The organism is Micromonospora sp. NPDC005163 (genome assembly GCF_053599835.1).
The window spans coordinates 1-20,320 of sequence record NZ_JBSFYP010000066.1; the positions used below are offsets into that span (position 1 = coordinate 1).

At 71.9% G+C, this 20,320-nt stretch carries 19 protein-coding genes and 2 pseudogenes; 15 read left to right on the forward strand and 6 right to left on the reverse strand.

All coding sequences use genetic code 11. The features are described from left to right. From ACWD6N_RS30610 to ACWD6N_RS30620, 3 genes and pseudogenes are all read left to right on the forward strand, one after another. Positions 1 to 519, forward strand: a pseudogene (locus tag ACWD6N_RS30610) (serine/threonine-protein kinase); the annotation flags it as partial. 33 nt (positions 520 to 552) lie between these two features. Further along, positions 553 to 1,179, forward strand: coding sequence for a histidine phosphatase family protein (locus ACWD6N_RS30615; RefSeq protein WP_450005653.1), 627 nt, complete (start codon positions 553 to 555; stop codon positions 1,177 to 1,179). 79 nt (positions 1,180 to 1,258) lie between these two features. After that, the gene (locus ACWD6N_RS30620) at positions 1,259 to 2,131 is read left to right on the forward strand and encodes an alpha/beta fold hydrolase (protein ID WP_450005654.1); all 873 of its coding nucleotides are present in this window, start codon (positions 1,259 to 1,261) and stop codon (positions 2,129 to 2,131) included. 15 nt (positions 2,132 to 2,146) lie between these two features. Here the strand turns inward: ACWD6N_RS30620 and ACWD6N_RS30625 are convergent, their stop codons facing one another. Beyond that, positions 2,147 to 2,587 (reverse strand): VOC family protein, encoded by a 441-nt coding sequence (locus ACWD6N_RS30625; RefSeq protein WP_450005656.1) that lies wholly within the window; start codon positions 2,585 to 2,587, stop codon positions 2,147 to 2,149. Between the two features lie 74 nt (positions 2,588 to 2,661). Beyond that, on the reverse strand, positions 2,662 to 3,528 hold the full coding sequence (locus ACWD6N_RS30630; RefSeq protein WP_450005658.1) for an SDR family oxidoreductase: 867 nt from the start codon (positions 3,526 to 3,528) through the stop codon (positions 2,662 to 2,664). A gap of 116 nt (positions 3,529 to 3,644) precedes the next feature. On the opposite strand from ACWD6N_RS30630, the gene ACWD6N_RS30635 reads away from it, so the two are divergent. Next, positions 3,645 to 4,256 (forward strand): TetR/AcrR family transcriptional regulator, encoded by a 612-nt coding sequence (locus ACWD6N_RS30635; protein WP_450005660.1) that lies wholly within the window; start codon positions 3,645 to 3,647, stop codon positions 4,254 to 4,256. Here ACWD6N_RS30635 and ACWD6N_RS30640 read toward each other — a convergent pair. Further along, positions 4,159 to 4,932, reverse strand: a complete 774-nt coding sequence (locus ACWD6N_RS30640) for a carbon-nitrogen hydrolase family protein (protein ID WP_450005676.1) — start codon at positions 4,930 to 4,932, stop codon at positions 4,159 to 4,161. The genes ACWD6N_RS30635 and ACWD6N_RS30640 overlap by 98 nt on opposite strands. Before the next feature lie 100 nt (positions 4,933 to 5,032). On the opposite strand from ACWD6N_RS30640, the gene ACWD6N_RS30645 reads away from it, so the two are divergent. The 6 genes and pseudogenes from ACWD6N_RS30645 to ACWD6N_RS30670 all read left to right on the forward strand — a co-directional run bounded on the left by ACWD6N_RS30645 (position 5,033) and on the right by ACWD6N_RS30670 (position 9,900). Further along, positions 5,033 to 5,824, forward strand: coding sequence for a DedA family protein (locus ACWD6N_RS30645; RefSeq protein ID WP_450005662.1), 792 nt, complete (start codon positions 5,033 to 5,035; stop codon positions 5,822 to 5,824). Positions 5,825 to 5,854: 30 nt separating this feature from the next. Continuing rightward, a complete protein-coding gene (locus ACWD6N_RS30650; RefSeq protein WP_450005664.1) occupies positions 5,855 to 7,018 on the forward strand; it encodes a sensor histidine kinase in 1,164 nt (387 codons plus the stop codon). After that, positions 7,009 to 7,652, forward strand: a pseudogene (locus ACWD6N_RS30655) (response regulator). The gene ACWD6N_RS30650 and the pseudogene ACWD6N_RS30655 overlap by 10 nt, the downstream one beginning before the upstream one ends. Before the next feature lie 210 nt (positions 7,653 to 7,862). After that, the gene (locus ACWD6N_RS30660) at positions 7,863 to 7,994 is read left to right on the forward strand and encodes a hypothetical protein (protein ID WP_354966671.1); all 132 of its coding nucleotides are present in this window, start codon (positions 7,863 to 7,865) and stop codon (positions 7,992 to 7,994) included. 485 nt (positions 7,995 to 8,479) lie between these two features. Then, positions 8,480 to 9,037, forward strand: coding sequence for a hypothetical protein (locus ACWD6N_RS30665; protein ID WP_450005666.1), 558 nt, complete (start codon positions 8,480 to 8,482; stop codon positions 9,035 to 9,037). A 440-nt stretch (positions 9,038 to 9,477) separates the two neighbouring features. Then, positions 9,478 to 9,900, forward strand: a complete 423-nt coding sequence (locus ACWD6N_RS30670; protein ID WP_354966669.1) for a protein-tyrosine phosphatase family protein — start codon at positions 9,478 to 9,480, stop codon at positions 9,898 to 9,900. 121 nt (positions 9,901 to 10,021) lie between these two features. Here ACWD6N_RS30670 and ACWD6N_RS30675 read toward each other — a convergent pair whose 3' ends face one another. Continuing rightward, positions 10,022 to 12,316, reverse strand: a complete 2,295-nt coding sequence (locus ACWD6N_RS30675) for an excinuclease ABC subunit UvrA (RefSeq protein ID WP_354966668.1) — start codon at positions 12,314 to 12,316, stop codon at positions 10,022 to 10,024. A 163-nt stretch (positions 12,317 to 12,479) separates the two neighbouring features. Here ACWD6N_RS30675 and ACWD6N_RS30680 point away from each other — a divergent pair, with 163 nt between their 5' ends. From ACWD6N_RS30680 to ACWD6N_RS30690, 3 genes are all read left to right on the forward strand, one after another. Next, positions 12,480 to 13,250: a MerR family transcriptional regulator gene (locus tag ACWD6N_RS30680; protein WP_354966667.1), complete on the forward strand. Its 771-nt coding sequence runs from the start codon at positions 12,480 to 12,482 to the stop codon at positions 13,248 to 13,250. 10 nt (positions 13,251 to 13,260) lie between these two features. Continuing rightward, a complete protein-coding gene (locus ACWD6N_RS30685) occupies positions 13,261 to 14,472 on the forward strand; it encodes a D-alanyl-D-alanine carboxypeptidase family protein (RefSeq protein ID WP_354966666.1) in 1,212 nt (403 codons plus the stop codon). A gap of 69 nt (positions 14,473 to 14,541) precedes the next feature. Beyond that, entirely contained in the window at positions 14,542 to 15,375 is an 834-nt protein-coding gene (locus ACWD6N_RS30690) for a peptidylprolyl isomerase (protein ID WP_387330629.1), read from the forward strand. Positions 15,376 to 15,552: 177 nt separating this feature from the next. Here the strand turns inward: ACWD6N_RS30690 and ACWD6N_RS30695 are convergent, their stop codons facing one another. Next, positions 15,553 to 16,590: a LacI family DNA-binding transcriptional regulator gene (locus tag ACWD6N_RS30695; protein ID WP_354966664.1), complete on the reverse strand. Its 1,038-nt coding sequence runs from the start codon at positions 16,588 to 16,590 to the stop codon at positions 15,553 to 15,555. A gap of 231 nt (positions 16,591 to 16,821) precedes the next feature. After that, on the reverse strand, positions 16,822 to 17,877 hold the full coding sequence (locus ACWD6N_RS30700) for a LacI family DNA-binding transcriptional regulator (protein ID WP_354966663.1): 1,056 nt from the start codon (positions 17,875 to 17,877) through the stop codon (positions 16,822 to 16,824). A gap of 139 nt (positions 17,878 to 18,016) precedes the next feature. Between ACWD6N_RS30700 and ACWD6N_RS30705 the strand changes: the two genes are divergently transcribed. Then, complete coding sequence (locus ACWD6N_RS30705) at positions 18,017 to 19,324, forward strand: ABC transporter substrate-binding protein (RefSeq protein ID WP_354966662.1); 1,308 nt, start codon at positions 18,017 to 18,019, stop codon at positions 19,322 to 19,324. Continuing rightward, the gene (locus ACWD6N_RS30710; protein ID WP_354966661.1) at positions 19,321 to 20,319 is read left to right on the forward strand and encodes a carbohydrate ABC transporter permease; all 999 of its coding nucleotides are present in this window, start codon (positions 19,321 to 19,323) and stop codon (positions 20,317 to 20,319) included. The genes ACWD6N_RS30705 and ACWD6N_RS30710 overlap by 4 nt, the downstream gene beginning before the upstream one ends. Position 20,320 lies beyond the last annotated feature (1 nt).

Here is a 20,320-nt window from a genome sequence, read left to right on the forward strand (position 1 = left end):
GGGTCACGGCGGCCCCTCGCCGTGCTGACCGCGGCCGGCCTCGCCGCGCTGATCGGCGTCGGCGCGCTGCTCGCCCAGGCCCTCGGCTCGCCCGACTCGCCCGGCTCGGCGCAGGGCGTCAACCCACCGGCGAGCACCGCACCGACGACCGCACCCGGCGACTCGACGCCGACGCCGACGACACCGTCCTCGCCGTCGCCGTCCGCCACCAGCGCGGTGCCCTCGACCGTCGGCCAGCAGATGCCGATCAGCATGCGTGAGGTCAGCGCCGAGTTCGCGGCGGTGCTCACCCAGGCGCAGGCCCGTGGCGACATCGACCGGAATTCCGCCGAGGACCTGCGCGACGACCTGGCCGACCTGAACCGGCGGTCCAAGGACCGCGCCAGGCACGTCGCCGACCTACGGGAACGGATCGCCGAGCTGGTGGACCGGGAACGGCTGCCGGCGCGGACGGGCGCCCAACTCGACGCCCTGCTCACCCAGGCCTGGGTTCTCTCCGCCGGCCGCTCCGACGACTGACACATCTATCAGCGCCGCTGGCATGATGGTCCGATGCGGACGCGGCTCATCTTCGTACGTCATGGCGAGTCGGTCCACCAGGTCATGGGGATCGTGGGCGGCCCGCATGGTTGCCGGGGTCTGACCGAGCTCGGCCAGGACCAGGCACGCACACTTGCCAGGCGGCTCGCCAGCGACTGCGCCGCCGACCGACCGGCGGCGGTGTACTCGTCGGTGCTGCGCCGCGCCGTCGAGACCGCGCAGCCGATCGCCGACGCGTTCGGCGTCCGCCCGACCGCGGACTGCGGGCTGTGCACCTGGCACACGCCGCCGTACGCCGACGGGATGCCGACGATCCGCTTCCACGCCGACCACGCGGCGGAGGGTGGGGGCCTGTTCCGGCCCTTCCAGACGGGCAACGAGAGCTGGGCCGAGCTGGTGGCCCGAGTCAGCCGCGCGATCATGGAAATCGCACACCGGCACCGGGGCACGACGGTGATCCTGGTCGGGCACACCGAGACCGTCGAAAGCGCGTTCCACGCGCTCGCCGCCCAGCCGCTCCATCGGGCGTTCGACCTGGACGTTGCCCCGGCCTCGATCACCGAATGGACCACCGGGGACGACGCCGCCCGCTGGCCGCCGGCCCGCTGGCCGCTCCGTCGCTTCGGCGACACCGGCTGACGCGCCGGCGGCTTAGAACCGGCTGCGACCCGCACACAGAGCGCCCCGATCCGGTGCCGGCGGCCGTAGTCTCACCGGCATGACAACGCAGACACACACCCTCGCCGTACCCGGCGTCGACCTGGTCTACGACGTCCGCGGCCCGCTACCCCCGTCCGGCGGGCGCCCCGCGCTGCTCATGATCGGCCAGCCGATGACGGCGGAGGGCTTCAACGCGCTCGCCGCACACTTCACCGACCGGACGGTCGTCACCTACGACCCGCGCGGCCTGGGCCGCAGCACCCGCAAGGACGGCCGGTCCGACCACACGCCGCAGCAGCAGGCAGCCGACCTGCACCTGCTGATCGATGCGCTCGACGCCGGCCCGGTCGACGTGCTCGCCAGCAGCGGCGGTGCGGTGACCGCACTCGAACTGGTCGCGACCCACCCCGGCGACGTCGTCACGCTGGTGGCGCACGAGCCGCCGATCAACGCGGTGCTCCCCGACGCCACGGCCGCCGAGCGCGCCCGGGCGGCCTTCTACGACGCGTACCACGCGAAGGGCACCGGCGCGGGCATGGCCGCGTTCGTCGCGATGACGTCCTGGCAGGGTGAGTTCACGGACGCCTACTTCGCCCAGCCCGCCCCTGACCCGGCGATGTTCGGCATGTCGACCGACGACGACGGCACCCGCGACGACCCGCTGCTGTCGAAGAACTCGTGGGCGGTCACCGACTACCGCCCCGACGCGGACCTGCTCACCGCCGCACCGACCCGGATCGTGATCGCCGTCGGTGAGGAGTCGGCGGGGACGTACACCGCCCGTACGGCCCTGGGCACCGCGGCCCTGCTCGGCCAGGAGGCCGTGGTGTTCCCGAGCCACCACGGTGGCTTCCTCGGTGGCGAGTTCGGTTACGCGGGCAAGCCCGAGGAGTTCGCGGCGAGGCTACGCGAGGTGCTGGACGCCAGCTGACCGTGGGGACAGGACTCAGCCGAAGGAGATGAGGGCGCCGCGCTCGTCGAAGCGGGCCGTGCCTGCCCAGGCGATCTCCCAGCGGTTGCCCTCGGGGTCGGCGATGTAGGCCGAGCGCCCACCCCAGGACCGGTCGGTCGGCGCAGCCACCACCGTCGCGCCGGCCGCGACGGCCGCGGCGAAGGCAGTGTCGACGTCCGCGCGGCTGTCGACGTTGCAGGCCAGGGTGACGCCGGACCAGCCGCCGGCCGGATCGGCCAGGCCGGGCGCCGCCTCGGCCGCCAGGTCCGGCAGCGGATAGAGCGCGAACAGGACGCCACCCAGGAGGAAGGCGGACCAGCTGTCGTCACTGGACGGCAGCTCGGGCCAGCCCAACGATCGGTAGAACGAGCGCAGCACGCGGATGTCGCGCGCGGCCAGGGTCACGACGGACAGTCGAGCGGGGAGTGGGCCCATGCGGCCGATTCTGCCCGAGCCGTACGACATGCCCCTGACCAAAGCGATCCGTCCCGCTGTTCGTCGGGCAGCGGTCAGGTCAGCTCGGCGCCCGGGGCCGGGACGGCCTTCTCCGCTCCACGGCTCACCTCTTCCCAGCCGGCCCAGGTTTCCATGCGTCGCTGGGAGATGTCGAAGGCGAGGTCGTACACCATGCTGCCCAGCAGTAGCCGTAGCGGCGGGTCGTCGCTGGCGACCAGCGTCATCAGCGCCTCGGCGGCCAGCCGTGGTTCGCTGTCGATCGACCCGTCCGCCCACTGCTTCTCCAGCTCGGCGCGCAGCGAGTCGTAGGCGGGGTCCGGGGTGGTCGCCGTGCTGCTGGTGTAGAGGTCCGTCCAGTAGCCGCCCGGCTGGACGATGGTGACCTTGACGCCGAACCCGGCGGCCTCGGCGGCGAGTGCCTCGCTCATGCCCTCCAGCGCGAACTTGCTCGCGCTGTAGAGGCCGGTACTGGGGAAACCGCCGAGCGCACCGATGCTGGAGATCTGCACGATGTGTCCGCGGCCCTGGGCCCGCATCGTCCGCAGGGCGGCCTGGCTCACCCAGAGCGCGCCGAAGAAGTTGAGGTCCAGTTGAGCCCGGGCCTCGGCTTCGGTGAACTCCTCGACCATTCCGGCGAAGAGCGCCCCGGCGTTGTTCACGACGATGTCGAGCCGGCCGAAGTGCTGGACCGCCTGGCCGACAACGTCGAAGACCGCCGAGCGGTCCGTGACATCGAGGCGATGCGTCAGCAGGCGGCCGGGGTGGCGGGCGGCGAGGTCGTCGAGCGGCGAGACATCGCGGGCGGCGCCGACAACCCGGTCACCGGCGGCGAGCGCGGCCGCGGTGAAGGCGCGGCCGAGGCCACGGCTCGCCCCGGTGATGAACCAGACCCGGGATGCGGCAGTGCCTGAGGTTTCCATGAGGTTCCTTCCACCATACGAGACGAACCGTCCCGTCTCGTTGCTGCCTGACCCTACCCGCTTGGACCCCCCTGTCAAGACGGACCGTCTCGTCTCTTCTTTGCTAGATTGGCCACGTGCCCAAGCAGGTTGCCCCCGACTCGAGCCGCCGCAGCCAGACCGCGCGGCGAGCCATCCTCGCCGCCGCCTTCGACCTCGTCGGCGAGGTGGGATACGCCAAGCTCAGCATCGAGGGCATCGCCGCCGCCGCCGGCGTCGGGAAACAGACGATCTACCGCTGGTGGCCGTCGAAGGGCGCGCTGCTGTTCGACGCCTTCCTCGCCCTCACCACCGAAGGGGAGGACGGCCAGACCGGTGCCCTGCCGGACACGGGCGACCTGGCAGCCGACCTGAAGCTGGTCCTGCGGGCCACCGTCGTCGAGCTGAACGATCCGCACTACGACCAGCCCATGCGCGCCCTGCACACCGAGATCGTCCACGATCCCGCCCTGGCTGCCGACTACGCGAAGCGGCTGGACGAGCCGATGCGGGAGCTGAAGAAGGACCGCCTGCGGGCCGCACAACGCGCGGGGCAGTTGGCCGGGGACATCGACCTCGACGTGGCCGTCGACATGCTGTTCGGACCGGTCCTCAACCGGTGGCTCCAGCGCTCCGGTCCGCTGAATCCCGAGTACGCCGACCAGGTGGTCGACACGGCACTGCGTGGTCTCCGACCGCGCGAGCCGTAGCGATGGTGGTGGAGACCAGCTCTCCCGGCTCCGTACCCGCCTGGGCGTACACCTCACCCTCCGGCGTCCAGACGGCGGAACCGCCGGCCGCCTCGGTGTAGCCGCCGCCGGTCGAACCGGCGAAGCTCGCCACCGCCACCCAGACCCGGTGCGCGATGGCGATGCGGTGGGCACGCCGGCCGGGCACGGCGGCGTCGCTCGCCGACTCCAGCACGGCCGCCGCGTAGACGTCGATCCCGAGCGCGGCGGTCCGGGCCGCGTGCGCGACGACGCCGGTGTCCTTGCAGATCGCCAGGCCCAACCGCCACCCGTCCACTTCGAGCACGGCCGGCGCGTCGCCCGGCAGGAACCGGCGGGCCTCCGCGTCGCCCAGCCACATCTTCCGGTACGCCACGGTCGCGCCGGCGCCGGTCACGGCCAGCATCGCGATGTGGTCACCGGCGACCGGCGCGCCGGCCAGGGCCACCGCGCCCGTCTCGGCGCACGCCTCGACCAGTGGCCCCAACCGGGGGTCGTCGACCGGCACGACCGGGGCGTCCAACTCGTACCCCGTCAGCGACAGCTCCGGAAAGAGAACGACCCGGGCGCGCGCCGCGCGGACCGCGGCGGCGTGCGCCCGCGCGTTCGCCGCGACGTCCTGGGGTACGAACGGCGGCTGCGCCACCGCGAGCCGCAGCGGGGTGCGGTTTTCCGCAGTCTCGCCGCTGTGGTCGACCCGCGCGGCCGGGCGGTCCACCTCATGGTCGACTCTCAGGATCACTTCGTAGCGTGGGGGCATGATTCGAACGTCCCACGCCTTGCTCGTCACCGGAACCCCCACCGCCGCGGCCGAACCGCCTCAGGATGGAATGGTCGGCTACGTCAGTGACCTGGTGGAACGACTTGGTGGGCCGGGCGCCGGCCTGGCGGTGGCACTGGAGAACCTGTTCCCGCCGATCCCCAGCGAGGTGATCCTGCCGCTGGCCGGGTTCGTCGCCGCGCAGGGCCGGATCAGCCTGATCGGTGCGATCTTCTGGACCACGCTGGGTTCGGTGCTGGGCGCGCTGGCGCTCTACCTGATCGGCGCGTCGCTCGGCCGGGACCGGATGCGTGCCATCGTGGCCCGGCTGCCGCTGGTGAAGCTCAGCGACGTGGACCGGACCGAGGCGTGGTTCCTTCGGCACGGCGTGAAGGCGGTCTTCTTCGGCCGGATGATTCCGATCTTCCGAAGCCTGATCTCCATCCCGGCGGGGGTGGAGCGGATGCCGGTCAGCACCTTCCTGCTGTACACCACGCTGGGCAGCCTGATCTGGAACACCACGTTCGTGCTCGCCGGTTACCTGCTCGGCGACAACTGGCACCTCGTCGAGGGGTACGTCGGGGTGCTCCAGAACGTGGTGATCGTGGCCTGCGTGGCGGCCGTCGCCTGGTTCGTCGGGTCCCGCGTGTTGCGGGCCCGCCGCGCCGCGCGCAACCCCGAGCCGGCCGGCCTCGATGGCCTCGATGGCCTCGACCAGCGCGGCGTCGCCGATCCGGCCGGTCGCGGCACCCTCTACCGTGGCGGCTCATGGGCCTCGGACGAGCGCTAGGCCGGCGGGCTCGGGGCGGAAGGACGTCAGATGGTGGTGGGGGAGCCTCGGACCGGCCGGCGGTGGGACGGACACCGGCTACCGATCGGCGTCGCCGCCGGGACCGCGACGGCCGCCGTCGAGCTGGTCTTCCTGGCCGTCGCGGCGGTCGCGCTCGCCGGGTCCGCGCTCGCGCCGCCGACCGCCCGGCGGGTCGCTGACCTGACGAGACGGTACGCCGTACAGCTCGTGCGCGTGGAACGCCGCCGGTTGACCCGGCTGCTCGCCGCGACTGAGCTGCCCGCGCCGAACGCCGCGTCGACCCGGCGGCAGGTCGGCTACCTGGCGGCCCGGCTGCTGCCCGGCGCGCTCGGCCTGTTGGCGTACGCCCTGCTGGGCGTCGGCGTGGTGCTGGCCGGGATCGTGCTGCGCGCGGCGGTACGCGGCGAGCTGACCCTCCTCGACGCGCTGGCCCAGGTCGCCGTCGGGGCGGTGCTGCTGTTGCTCAACGTCCAGGCCCTCGTCAGCGTCGCCGCGCTCGACGTCCGGCTGGCCCGGCGGCTGCTCGGCCCGGGGAGTCGGGCGGAGCTGACGGAGCGGGTCCGCGAGCTGACCACCAGCCGGGCCGGGGTCATCGCCGCGGTCGACGCCGAACGGCAGCGCATCGAACGCGACCTGCACGACGGCCTCCAGCAGCGGCTGGTCGCCCTCGGCATGCTGCTCGGCCGGGCCCGGCGCGCCCGCGACGCCGACCGGACCACCGCCCTGCTCACTCAGGCACACGAGGACGTGCAGCGGGCCGTCGAGGAGCTGCGCGAGGTGGCGTGGCGGGTCTATCCGTCCGCGCTGGACAGCAGCGACCTCGGTGAGGTGCTCGCCATGGTCGCCCACCGCTCCGAGGTGCCGGTGCGGATCCGCTGCGAGCTGCCGGTCCGTCCCGAGCGGCAGATCGAGACGGTGCTGTACTTCGTAGCCTGCGAAGCACTCACCAACGCCGCCAAACACGCCGCCGCTACCCTGGTCACCGTAGAAATCTGGGTACGGGAGGGGTGGGTCCGCATGCGCGTGCACGACGACGGCGTCGGTGGCGCGGACCCCACCGGGCGAGGCCTGTCGGGGCTGGCCCGACGGGTCGCCGCACTGGACGGCCACCTCCGGGTGACCAGCCCGGCCGGCGGCCCGACCACCGTGTTGGCGGAGCTGCCGTGCGGCTAGTCCTCGCCGAAGACTCGACGCTGCTCCGGGAGGGCCTGGCACGGTTGCTCGCCGAGGAGGACCACGAGGTGCTCGCGGCGGTCGGCACCGCCGACGAACTGGTGGAGGCGGTCGGGCGTTCCCGTCCCGACGTGGTCGTCACCGACGTCCGGATGCCGCCCACGCACACCGACGACGGGCTGCGCGCCGCCCTGGAGATCCGCCGGCGCTGGCCCACCACGGGGGTCCTGGTGCTCTCCCAGTACGTGGAGCGACGGTACGCCGGCCGGCTGCTCGCGGACCGTCCCGAAGGGGTCGGCTACCTGCTCAAGGACCGGGTGGCCCAGGTCGACGACTTCCTCGACGCACTGGACCGGGTGGCCGCCGGCGGCACCGCGCTCGATCCGGAAGTGGTCCGTCAGGTGGTCGCCGGCTCCGACCGGCCGGACCCGTTCGGTCGGCTGAGCCCGCGCGAACGGGACGTGCTGCACGAGATGGCCCAGGGGCACACGAACGCCGCCATCGCCAGCGGCTGCACGTGTCGCAGAGTGCGGTGGAGAAGCACGTCAACGCCATCTTCGACAAGCTCGACCTCGCGCACGTCACCGGCTACAGCCGCCGGATCCTCGCCGTGCTGCGCTACCTGGGCACCTGACGCGCCAAGCGCTTTGATCCTGCGCTCGCGAGAGTCGCTGGTCGCTGGTCGCTGGTCGCCGGTCCGTTTCGGTCCCTGCGGTGGGCGCGGTCCGGCCATCTCCTTCGGCGGTCGTTGTTGTGGGCGGTATACCTGTGAGGCATAAATATGCCTCTGAGGTATATCGCTCGTTGACCACCTCGCCCCGGGTTCGCTTCATCCCCGTTCGCGGTGGTCGGCGATGTCGGCGATGTCGGGGATTTCGAGGACGTCGGCGATTTCGGGGATGTCGCGGTGTCCCGGGCGGCCGGATGGCCCGATATCGGTGATACCGAGTCGATCAACCCCAGCCGGTCGAGCTGAGCCCGCGACAGCCGGCAATCTCCGCGTCGAATGTCCGGTATTCGGGTGACTCCGGCCTGTGACCGGGTGCACTCGTGGGGTGGAATCGTGGCGGGCCGGGGGTCGTTACACACCCTGACGGTCACAGCACCACGGCCCCGCACCCCGCCCCTCTGGGGTTGGGATGGCGGCCGGGCCCGGGTTGGAATGCCCGCAGGTGGCCGGTCGTTGCAGACCCCTGACCGACCGCACCAGCACCCCCTCACCCGGGGCCGCTGGAACGGAGCCCCCGCTCACCGGGGTGCCGATGGATGGGCCACCCCCCCGGAATGCCCCCGGCCCGGCAGTCGTTACACACAGACCCGGCGCCACGAGCCCCCGCCCGTAGGCCGCCGACCGATGACTTTCCCCCATGCAGTTGAAAGCGCCGGACGAGGTGCTCGCACCCTTGCGCCGTCCCCCCGGGGCGTGTGGGTGTCTACCCCCCTGAAGGAGCTGACCCCCTCATGAACACGATCATTCGTAAGAGCATGCTGTCTGTTGCTGGTCTCGCGTTCGCCGGTGGTGTGTTCGCCGGTCCGATCGCCGCGCACGCCGCCACCCCCGCCGAGGGCAAGCCGGTCGCCGTGGCCGTGCAGACGGCCAAGGTGCAGGGCGCGCAGTCGCACATCGACCTCAACGACGAGCAGACCGGCAACGTGAAGGCGATCATCGCCGCGACGAAGAAGGCCGGTCTGCCTGAGCGGGCCGCGGTCATCTCGATCGCCACGAGTCTGCAGGAGTCGAAGCTGGAGAACCTGGGTCACCTCGGCGACGCCAACGACCATGACTCGCTGGGCCTGTTCCAGCAGCGCCCGACCTCGGGTTGGGGCACGCCGGAGCAGATCACCAACCCCGAGTACTCCACCACCGCGTTCCTCAAGGGTTTGAAGCAGGTTGACGGGTGGCAGGACATGGCGTTGACCGACGCCGCGCAGACCGTGCAGGTCTCGGCCTACCCGGATGCCTACGCCCAGTGGGAGCAGCAGGCCACCGACCTGGTCGCCAAGCACTGGAACAGCTGACCCCACCGCACCACACTGACCGCTGGCCGGCACCCCCACCCGGGGTGCCGGCCAGCGGCATACCCACGACACGACCAGATCTTGGACAGTTCCCGTCACCCGCGAACGGAAACTGTCCAAGATTCGCAGGTCACGGCGGGGGCGCCGGGTGGGGGAACAAGGTCGGGCCGCGGCTGGTTGTGGACAGTGTCGGTGTGATCCAGTGTCCCCGGGCCTCACCTAATATCGCCCTCGCGGAATACCGTTCGGCTGGAACCGCGTCGCGCCACTCGCCGAGAGGCGACCTGCACACCGACACCAACGCCGCCCCCAGCCACCAGCCAGGGGCGGCGCTGTCTGTGCCCCGTCCCCTCGGGCGACCGGCGGGTGCGCTGTCTGTGCCCGTCCACTGGTGACGGGCGGGGACGATGGCCAGACCCCGTTGGCGGCACAATGCTGAGGTGACTGTCGCTCAGCCCTGGTCCGAGCAGTCGGGTGTGCTCGTCCTGCCCAGCGGGGCGACGGTGCGCGGACGGCGCATCGCCGCCGAGGTCGCCTCACCCGCCGACTTCGCCCTGCTGTTGGCCCCCGGCCCGGAACCGGCGTGGCCACACCGGCGGATCCGGTGGCCCGACTTCTGGATACCGCTCGATCGGGCGGACGCGCTCGACGCCCTGCGGGCGACGCTGCGACGCGCCCACGACGGTGAGCGCGTCGAGGTGGCCTGTCGGGGCGGGGTGGGGCGCACCGGTACGGCGTTGGCCGCGCTGGCGATCCTCGACGGGCTCCCGGCCGACCGGGCGGTGCCGTGGGTACGGGCGGGCTACCACCCGAAGGCGGTGGAGACCCCGTGGCAGCGGCGCTGGCTGCGCCGCATCGCCTGATCACCACCGCCCCGAGCGCCACCCGCCAAGCGCCCACCGGCCACGCGCCCACCGGCCCCGAGCGCTAGCCGCCACGCGCCCACCCGACCAACGCTGGCGCCGCCGGAGGTGGCACGTGCACCTATCCCTGGGCGATCACCGCCGGCTCAGTGACGTACTCGCGTAGGTGGTCGGCGGTGAGCGTGTCGCCCCGGGCGACCAGTTCGGCGGGCGTGCCGGTGAAGACGATGCGTCCGCCGTCGTGCCCGGCGCCCGGTCCCAGGTCGATGAGCCAGTCCGCGTGCGCCATGACCGCCTGGTGGTGCTCGATGACGATCACCGTGTTGCCGGCGTCGACCATCCGATCCAGCAGGGCCAGCAGTTGGTCCACGTCGGCCAGGTGCAGGCCGGTAGTCGGCTCGTCCAGCACGTACGTGCTGGTCTTCTCCGCAAGGTGGATGGCGAGCTTGAGCCGCTGCCGCTCCCCGCCGGAGAGGGTGGTCAGCGGCTGGCCGAGGCTGAGGTAGCCCAGCCCGACGTCCACAAGCCGGCCGAGGATGAGGTGCGCCGGCCCGCTGGGAAAGAACGCGTGCGCCTCGGTGACCGACATGGCCAGCACCTCGCTGATGTTCTTGCCGCGCAGCGTGTACGTGAGCACCTCGTCGGTGAACCGCCGGCCCTCGCACCGCTCGCAGACGCTCGCCACGCCGGCCATCATCGCCAGGTCCGTGTAGATCAGCCCGATCCCTTTGCAGGCCGGGCAGGCACCCTCGGAGTTGGCGCTGAACAGCGCCGCCTTGACCCCGTTGGCCTTGGCGAAGGCGGCGCGGATCGGGTCGAGCAGCCCGCTGTAGGTGGCCGGGTTGCTGCGTCGCGACCCGCGGATCGGGGACTGGTCCACGATCACCACCCCGGTCCGGCCGCGCAACGACCCGTGGATCAGTGAGCTCTTGCCGGAGCCCGCCACGCCGGTGATGACGGTGAGGACTCCGAGCGGGATGTCCACGTCCACGTCGCGCAGGTTGTGCAGGTCGGCGTGGCGGATGGCGAGCTGCCCGGCCGGTGGGCGTACCTCGTCGCGCAGGGTCACCCGGTGGTCCAGGTGCCGTCCGGTGAGCGTGGCGGAGCGGCGCAGGCCGGGGACGTCGCCGGTGAAGCAGATCCGCCCACCGTCGGCGCCGGCGCCGGGGCCGAGGTCGACGACGTGGTCGGCGATGGCGATGGTCTCCGGCTTGTGCTCCACGACCAGCACCGTGTTGCCCTTGTCCCGCAGTCGCAGCAGCAGGTCGTTCATGCGGGCGATGTCGTGCGGGTGCAGGCCGACGGTCGGTTCGTCGAAGACGTACGTGACGTCGGAGAGGCTGGAGCCGAGGTGGCGGACCATCTTCACCCGCTGCGCCTCACCGCCGGAAAGGGTGGCCGACTCCCGGTCCAGGCTGAGGTAGCCCAGCCCGATCTCGACCAGCGAATCCAGCAGGTCCCGCAGGTTGGCGATCAGCGGCGCCACCGCCGGGTCGTCGACGGCCCGGACGAACTCGGCCAGGTCGCTGATCTGCATGGCCGAGCAGTCCGCGATGTTGCGGCCGGCGATCCGCGAGGACAGGGCCGCCGCGTTGAGCCGGGTGCCGCCGCAGGCCGCGCAGGTGGTGAAGGTGACCGCCCGGTCGACGAAGGCCCGGATGTGCCCCTGCATCGACTCGCGGTCCTTGGCGAGGTAGAGCCGCTTGACCTTGACCGCCAGACCCTCGTACGTCCAGTTGTTGCTGCCCATCTTGATTTTCGTGGCCGGCTTGTAGAGCAGGTCCTGCCACTGCTCGGGGGTGTAGTCCTGGAGCTTGGCGTCCGGGTCGAACAGGCCGGAGGAGACGATGGTCTGCCAGTACCAGGAGTCGACCGCGAAGTTCGGCACCGTGATCGCGCCGCCGTTGAGTGAGCGCTCGACGTCCACCAGCTCGTTCACGTCGAGGTCGGAGACCCGGCCCAGCCCCTCGCAGGTCGGGCACATCCCCTCGGCCAGGTTGAAGCTGAACGCGCCCGCGCCGCCCACGGACGGTTGGCCGAGCCGGCTGAAGACGATCCGCAGCATCGCGTACGCGTCGGTGGCGGTGCCCACGGTGGAGCGGGAGTTGACCCCCATCCGCTCCTGGTCGACCACGATGGCGGCGCCGAGGTTGCGCAGCGAGTCGACGTCCGGCCGGTTGAGGTTGGGCATGAACGACTGGAGGAAGGCGCTGTAGGTCTCGTTGATCAGGCGCTGGGACTCGGCGGCGATGGTGCCGAAGACGAGCGACGACTTGCCCGAGCCGGAGACACCGGTGAAGACGGTCAACCGGCGCTTGGGGATGTCGACCGAGACGCTGGCGAGGTTGTTCTCCCGCGCTCCGCGTACCTCGATGATGTCGTGGCCGTCGGCGACGGACCATGCTGGCTGCGACATGCGAACCCTTCACGAGATCGTGGCAGGGAAGGCCCCGCCGGGCTGACGGATTACATTGTCTCATTCACAACCCCATAGAGGCTTCTGCCGAGATTCAGCCGGGAGGCGCGGCGGAACGCCCTGCAAAGTCTCAAATCACGTGACAACCGGTACGGTGGCCGGCGTGGACAGCGCGCCGAAGGACCGCCTGCGTGCCGTGGACCTGGCTGCGACCGTCGGGATCTCGGTGCAGCAGGTGCGCAACTACGTCGAGGTGGGCGTGCTGCCGCCGGTGCGGCGCACCGCGAGCGGCTATCGGATCTTCACGCCCGAGCACGCCCGGGCGCTGACCGTGGCGCGGCGGCTGGCCGAGGGACATGGCTGGAGCCGTACCCGGGAGATCATGGCGGCGGTGCACCGGGGTGACCTGCCGGCGGCCCTGGCGGCGCTCGACGGCGGCCATGCCGAACTGGACCGGGAGCGCGCCGAGATCCGCCGGGTGCTCGGCGCCTTCGAGACGGTGCTGGGCAGCCCGCCGGCGGTCCGACCGGCGCCACGCCGTGGCGCCCGCATCGGCGAGGTCGCTGCCCTGGTCGGGGTCCGCACCTCGCAGCTACGGCTGTGGGAGGAGCGCGGCCTGCTCCGGCCGGGCCGCACGCCGGGCACGAAGTACCGGGTGTACGACGAGGCCGAGCTGCGGGCCGCGCAGGTCGTGGCGCTGCTGCGCCGGGGCGCCTACCCGTTCGAGATCATTGAGGCGGTGCTGGGCGAGCTGCGCACCACCGGCAGTGCGCAGCGGGTCCGCGCCGAGCTGGGCCGCCGTGAGCAGGAGCTGCACGCCCGCAGCCTGCGTCGGCTTCGGGGGAGTGCCGCGCTGCACGACTACCTGAGCGATCGTGGCGCGGCCAGATGGTCGGCAGGCCAACCGGACCCACCGAGCGATCTTGTTGGCTAGGGTCGGGCCTATGAGAGCTGCGCTGCTGGCGGTCACGGCGTCCGCCGTCCTGCTCGCTCCGGCGCCGGTCACCGCCGCCACGGGCGCCCCCACCGCGACGGCCGTGCGGTGCCCCACGGTGCCGGCCCCTGCGGTGTCCCGGCCGCCCCGGCCCTCGCCCCCGCCCGCCGTGCCCGAGCAGCGGGTGGTCGGCGGCGCCGGGCTGGACACCAGCGGCCTGGTCGTGCCGGCCGGCGTCGGCGCGCCACCGGCGGTCACCGCCACCTCGTGGCTGGTCGCCGACCTGGACACCGGCCAGGTGCTCGGTGGCTGCGGACCGCACGAGTACGGCACCCCGGCCAGCGTGCAGAAGCTGCTGCTGGCGGCCACGATGCTGCCCCGGCTGGATCCGAAGCAGACGGTCACCGTCACCGCGGCGGACATGGACATCGAGCCCGGATCCTCCGCCGTCGGTCTGGTCGAAGGGGGCCGGTACAGCGTCGAGACGGTCTGGCTGGGGCTGCTGCTCAACTCGGGCAACGAGGCGGCGAACGTGCTGGCCCGGCTGGGCGGCGGGGCGGACGGCGCGGTCGGCGGGGTACGCGCCATGAACGAGCAGGCGCACCGGCTCGGCGCGCTCCAGACGCACGCGGTCACCCCCTCCGGGCTGGACGGCAAGGGGCAGTTCACCAGTGCGTACGACCTGGCGCTGATCGCCCGGGCCTGCTTCGCCGAGCCGACCTTCCGCCGGTACGCGCTCACCGAGCAGACGCAGATCCCGGCCCAGCCGAAGCAGCGCACCAAGGGTTTCCAGATCCAGAACGAGAACCAGCTCATCTACCGGTACCCGGGTGCGCTCGGCGGCAAGACGGGCTTCACCGATCTGGCCCGGCACACCTATGTCGGGGCGGCGCAGCGTGACGGGCGGCGGCTGGTGGTGACCCTGCTGGGCGCCGAGCCGGCGCCGATGCGCGGCTGGGAGCAGGGCGCGGCCCTGATGGACTGGGGCTTCACGCTGCCCCGCGACGCCGCCGTCGGCCGGCTGGTCGAGCCGGGCGAGCTGATGGCGACGCCGTCGGCCGCGCCGTCTGAGTTGGCCGCGCCCGGCGCGCCCCGGCCGGCGGCGGCCAGCGGTCCGGTGCGCTCCGGGTCGGGGTGGCTCTGGTCGGTTACGGCGCTGGGCGGCGCGGGCGTGCTGCTGCTGGGCGGGCTGCTGTGGCGCCGCCGTCGCCGGCTGCCCTGACGGATCGACAACCGGCCCCGACATCCATAGACTCCGGTCTTTCTGGCACCACGAGTCCAGGAGGATCCCTTGTCGAGTGAACTCGAACCGCGGTCCGGCGTGGCGGCACCCCGCCGGCCGGTGCGCGTACTGAACCGCCTCGCGGGGGTGACGGTGCTCGCCGGCGCGCTCGTCGCCGGCGCGTCCGCCACCGCCGTCGCCGCGCCGCGCGCGACGGCGGACGCGGTGACCGCGTCCGCCGCCGATGCCGCCACCCGCCCACCGCGCACGACGCACGGGCCGTGCGCGTACGCCGAGACGCCCGACGAGCCGGCTGCCCGGCCGGTGCCCCTGCCGCCCGACCCGCGGCGTACGCCGGACCGGGGCACCGTCCGGGTCACCCTCTCCACGAACCACGGGCCGATCGGGTTGACCCTGGACCGGGAGGCCGCACCGTGCACGGTGCAGAGCTTCCTGCACCTGGTTCGCAAGCGCTTCTACGACCGCACGTCGTGCCATCGGCTCACCGCGTACCCCACGCTGAGTGTGCTGCAGTGCGGTGACCCGTCCGGCACCGGCGAGGGCGGTCCGGGTTACCGGTACCGCGACGAACTGCCGACCGACCTGCCGCCCGCGCCCACCGACCCGACCGGGGAACGCCGGGTCTACGAACGAGGCGTGCTGGCCATGGCCAACGCCGGGCCGGACACCAACGGCAGCCAGTTCTTCCTGGTCTACGCCAACTCCGCGCTGCGCCCCAACTACACGATCTTCGGCGAGGTGGACGCGGCCGGGCTGGCCACCCTCGACCGGATCGCCGCCGGGGGAGTGGCGCCGACCGCCGAGGACCCGGCGCCGGTCGACGGCGCACCGGCGCTGCCGGTGGACATCCGCCGGGCCGTCCGCTCGCACCACCACCACTGACCGTTCGGCGCGGTGGGCGGCCCCGGGTCGCTCACCGCGCCAGCGTGTCGTGCCCGAACCGCCGGGGGTACCCGTCGGCAGTTCGCCGTCGCTGGCCCGCAAACAGTCGCCGGAAACCGGAACTTTCGGGAGCCGAACCGGAACCGGCGAAACCGGTGTCCGACACGATTCCGACCGTCACGACCGGCCGGGTGACCCGGTCGGCGGGGCGGCGGTGCTGTCCCGGACGACCAACTCGGTGGCGAGTTCCACCCGGGGGGAGTCGATGGCCTCGCCCTGGGCGAGCCGCAGGACGGTCCGCGCGGCCAGCCGACCCATCTCGACCAGCGGTTGCCGCACAGTGGTCAGCGGCGGTGACGCCCACCGCGCCTCGGGCAGGTCGTCGAAGCCGACCACGCTGACGTCGCCCGGGACCAGCAGGCCCCGTTGCCGGATCGCCTCGTAGACGCCGAACGCCATCTGGTCGCTCGCCGCGAAAATCGCCGTCGGCGGCTCGTCGAGGTCCAGCAGCGAGGACCCGGCGGCGAAGCCGGACGCGTGGTAGAAGTCGCCGGGTCGGAGCAGGTGTTCCTCCAGCGGCAGGCCCACGGCCTCCAGCCCGGCCCGGTAGCCGTCCAGCCGGGCTCGGCTGCACAGCAGGTGCGTCGGCCCGGCCACGAACCCGATCCGCCGGTGCCCGAGCGAGAGCAGGTGCTCGGTCGCGGCGAGCCCGCCGGCCCAGTTGGTGGCTCCTATGGTGGGCACGTCGGTGGCGGGCACGCCGGCCGGGTCGACCACCACCACGGGCACGTTGAGCCGCCGCAACTGGGCGTAGAGCGGCGGGCTGACGTGCGAGGTCACGAAGATGACGCCGTCGGTGGCCCGGGCGCGCAGGTTCTGCAGCCACTGCCGGGCGGCGGTGGACTGTCGGTGTATCGCGGAGACCACGGTGCCCACGCCGGCGGCGTGCCCGACGTCCTCGACCCCGCGGATGATCTCCACGGCCCAGGGGCTGTCCAGGTCGTTGAAGACCAGGTCGACCAGGCCGGCGCGCTGGACCGTGCGGCTGGCGCGACGCCGGTAGCCGTGGTGGCGCAGCAACTCCTCGACCCGTTCCCGGGTGCCGGGGGCCACGTCCGAGCGGCCGTTGAGCACCCGGGACACGGTCGGCACCGAGACTCCGGCCTCTCGCGCGATGGCGCTGATGGTGACCCTGCGTCCGTCGTCCGCGTCCACCCGCGTCTCCTTTGTTCTTTCGGGGGCGGGCCGGACGCCGACGCCGGGATGCCCAGGAGCAGCGTGCCCGTCCCATCGGTCATCTTGCCGCACGGACCGGGGGCTGGCGACAGGGCGCATCGCCGCCGTGTGCCGGGAAGTTGCGGAGAAATCCCGGAAGTCCGGCTGGTCGGCACGGGCCGGCGCGTCGCCGGGCCCGGCGCGGCACCCGTGACCTCGCCGCTCAGCCGCTCAGCCGCTCGCCGTACCGGCGGCCGACGGCGGCCGATCGGGCCCGGGGGAGGGCGTGCACGGGGCGCAGGAGGACCGGACGACCAGTTCGGTCGGCAGCCGGACGTGCGGGTCGCGTTCGATGCCGCCGACGAGGTCCATGAGCAGCCGCATCGCCTCGGCGCCCATGCGCTGCAGGGGTTGCGCGATCGTGGTGAGCTGCGGGGTGACCAGCGCCGACTCAGGGATGTTGTCGAAGCCGATCACGGACAGGTCATCGGGCACCGTCAGGCCCATGGACCGGGCGACGTCCATCGTGGAGATCGCGGAGAGGTCGTTGCCGGCGAAGACGGCGGTCGGCCGGTCGGGCAGTGCCAGCAGTTCGGCGGCCGTGGCGGCGGCGCTCTCGACCCGGAAACCGCCGACGCGGACGAGTCGTTCGTCGACCACGACGCCCGCGTCGGTCATGGCCCGGCGGAAGCCGGCCTCGCGAAGGCGCGCCGACTCGAGGTCGGGGCGACCGCTGATGTGGCCGATGCGGCGGTGACCGAGCGACAGCAGGTAGTTGGTCGCGAGCACCGCGCCGGCGAAGTTGTCGGAGTCGACGGTGGGCAGCCCCGACGGGCCGGTGTGGGGGTCGACGGCCACGACATGGAAGCCCTGCTGGGTCTCGACCACCGTCGGCGTGACGATCACGGCCCCGTCGATGAGCGTCCCGGACAGGCGGGCCAGCGAGCGCCGCTCCCAGCCGACGGCCGTGCCGTCGCCGTCGCCGCCGGAGTAGGCCAGCAGCTGGTAGCCGGTGCCGGCGACCTCCTTCGACGCGCCCTTGAGCAGCTCGGTCGAGAACGGCTCGAACTCGGCGACCAGGATGCCCAGGACGTTCGTCCGGTGGCTGCGCAGGCTCTGCGCTCCCAGGCTGGCCTCGTAGCCGAGCTGGTGGATGACCTCCCGGACGCGCTCCACGGTCGCCTGCGCCACGCCGTAGCGACCGTTGACGACCTTCGACACGGTCGCCACCGAGACGCCGGCCGTACGGGCCACGTCCGACATCTTGACACGCTCGGGGAAGGTCACGCCGACGATGATAGAGGGCCACCTGGGAGGCGTCGCAAGGGAATCGAAAACGTTATCGACAACGGTTGACACCCCGTTGCGGGGACTGCAAAACTCGCCGCACCTAATTACCGCCACTGCTAGTCGAGGAGACGTGTCGATGGCGATGAAGCACCGCGCGGGCGCCACCCTGGCGCTGTTGATGACCACCGCACTGCTCGTCGCCGGGTGTAACGGCGGCGACAGCGACGCACCCGCCGAGAACGAGCTCTACAAGAACCCGGTGACCCTGACCTGGTGGCACAACGCCTCCCAGGACGGACCTGGCAAGACGTACTGGGAGAAGGTCGCGAAGGACTTCTCCGCACTGCACTCGACCGTCACGATCCAGATCGAGGCGATCGAGACCAACCAACTCCAGCGCACCCGGCTCCCCGCCGCGCTGCTGACCAGCGACCCGCCGGACATCTTCCAGGCGTGGGGTGGCGGCGAGATGCGTGAGCAGGTGGAGGCCGACTACCTCAAGGACATCACCGGTCAGGTCAAGGACGAGGTCGCCAACATCGGCAGCGCGACCGAGATCTGGCAGGTGGACGGCAAGCAGTACGGCCTGCCGTACCGGATGGGGATCGAGGGCATCTGGTACAACAAGGAAATGTTCGCGAAAGCGGGCATCACCGCTCCTCCGACCACTTTCGAGGAGCTCAACCAGGCGGTCACCAAGCTCAAGGCCATCAAGGTCATCCCGATCGCGTTGGGCGCCGGTGACAAGTGGCCCGCCGCGCACTGGTGGTACAACTTCGCGCTGCGTGCCTGCTCGGTCGACACGCTCAAGAAGGCGTCCGTCGACCTGGTCTTCGACGACCCGTGCTTCGTCAAGGCGGGCCAGGACCTGAAGACCTTCATCGGCACCAACCCGTTCCAGCCGAACTTCATCGCGACGCCGGGCCAGAACGACCCGACCAGCGCCAATGGGCTGGTCGCCAACGGCAAGGCCGCGATGGAGCTGATGGGCGACTGGAACAGGGGCACCCTGGAGACCGTCGCGGAGGACCCGCAAGCCCTCACGAAGTTCCTCGGCTGGTTCCCCGTACCGGCGATCACCGGCTCCGCCGGTGACCCGAAGGCGGCTCTCGGCGGCGGCGACGGGTTCGCCTGCGCCAAGAGCGCCCCGGCCGAGTGCGTCGAGTTCCTCAAGTACATCGTGAGCCCCGAGGTGCAGAAGGGCTTCGCCGCGACCGGCACCGGCCTGCCCGTAGCCAAGGGTGCGGAGGCCGGCGTGGCCGACCCGTCCCTGAAGTCCATCCTGGAGGCCACCTCCGGTGCGACGTATGTGCAGCTCTGGCTGGACACGGCCTTCGGCAGCACCGTCGGCAACGCGATGAACGACGCGGTCATCGCCATTTTCGCCGGCAACGGCTCCCCGGAGAAGGTCGTCGACGCGATGAAGGCGGCCGCGAAGAAGTGACCTCCACCAACCCGACCCTCAGCCCCGCCGGCGGCGCGTCCGCGCCGCCGGCGGGCCCCCCGGCCGCCCGACGCCCGTCGTCCCGCGCTGCCGAGACCAGACGCAAGTGGTACGAGATCATCGGGCTCACCACACCGGCGGTCGCCGTCTACGTGATGTTCGTGCTGGTGCCGATGGGCTTCGCGGTCTACTACAGCCTCTTCCGCTGGCGCGGGGTCGGGCCGCCCACCGAGTTCGTCGGAATCAACAACTACATCCTCGCCTTTCAGGACCCGATCTTCCTGGACGCGCTGCGCAACAACGCCATCATCGTGTTCGGCTCGCTGCTGCTCCAGGGCCCCATCGCCCTGGCCGTGGCCCTGCTGCTCAACCGTCGCTTCCGCGGCCGCACCGTGTTCCGGCTCCTGGTGTTCGTGCCGTACGTCCTCGCCGAAGTCACCGTCGGCATCATGTGGAAGTTGATCCTCACCGGCGGCGGAACCATCGACGTGCTGCTGCGGCAGATCGGTCTGGGCAGCCTGGTCCAGGCGTGGCTCGCCGACCTCGACATCGTCATCTGGACGCTGCTGGTCGTCCTCACCTGGAAGTACGTCGGCTTCGCGATCATTCTCCTGCTCGCCGGGCTGTCGAACGTGCCGCCCGAGCTGACCGAGGCCGCCGCGATCGACGGCGCGAGCTGGTGGCAGACCCAGCGCCACGTCACGCTCCCGCTGCTGGGCCCGACGATCCGGATCTGGATGTTCCTGTCGATGATCGGCTCGTTGCAGGTCTTCGACGTGATCTGGGTGACCTCGGTGCCCGCGGTCCGGTCGCTCGGAGCCTCGGCCACGATGGCCACCTACATGGTGGACAACGGCTTCTTCGCCCGGCTCTGGGGCTACGGCAACGCGGTGGCCGTGATCCTGTTCGTCATCTCGTTCATCGCGGCGCTGCTGTTCCAGCGCTTTCTCCTCCGTCGCGACATCGAGGGCGCCGTCACCGGAAGGAGGAACTGAC

Coding starts and splice junctions, on each gene's coding strand:
- ACWD6N_RS30615 (WP_450005653.1), top strand. CDS start 553: ATGCGGACGCGGCTCATCTTCGTACGTCATGGCGAGTCGGTCCACCAG.
- ACWD6N_RS30620 (WP_450005654.1), top strand. CDS start 1,259: ATGACAACGCAGACACACACCCTCGCCGTACCCGGCGTCGACCTGGTC.
- ACWD6N_RS30625 (WP_450005656.1), bottom strand. CDS start 2,587: ATGGGCCCACTCCCCGCTCGACTGTCCGTCGTGACCCTGGCCGCGCGC.
- ACWD6N_RS30630 (WP_450005658.1), bottom strand. CDS start 3,528: ATGGAAACCTCAGGCACTGCCGCATCCCGGGTCTGGTTCATCACCGGG.
- ACWD6N_RS30645 (WP_450005662.1), top strand. CDS start 5,033: ATGATTCGAACGTCCCACGCCTTGCTCGTCACCGGAACCCCCACCGCC.
- ACWD6N_RS30650 (WP_450005664.1), top strand. CDS start 5,855: ATGGTGGTGGGGGAGCCTCGGACCGGCCGGCGGTGGGACGGACACCGG.
- ACWD6N_RS30665 (WP_450005666.1), top strand. CDS start 8,480: ATGAACACGATCATTCGTAAGAGCATGCTGTCTGTTGCTGGTCTCGCG.
- ACWD6N_RS30675 (WP_354966668.1), bottom strand. CDS start 12,316: ATGTCGCAGCCAGCATGGTCCGTCGCCGACGGCCACGACATCATCGAG.
- ACWD6N_RS30685 (WP_354966666.1), top strand. CDS start 13,261: ATGAGAGCTGCGCTGCTGGCGGTCACGGCGTCCGCCGTCCTGCTCGCT.
- ACWD6N_RS30705 (WP_354966662.1), top strand. CDS start 18,017: ATGGCGATGAAGCACCGCGCGGGCGCCACCCTGGCGCTGTTGATGACC.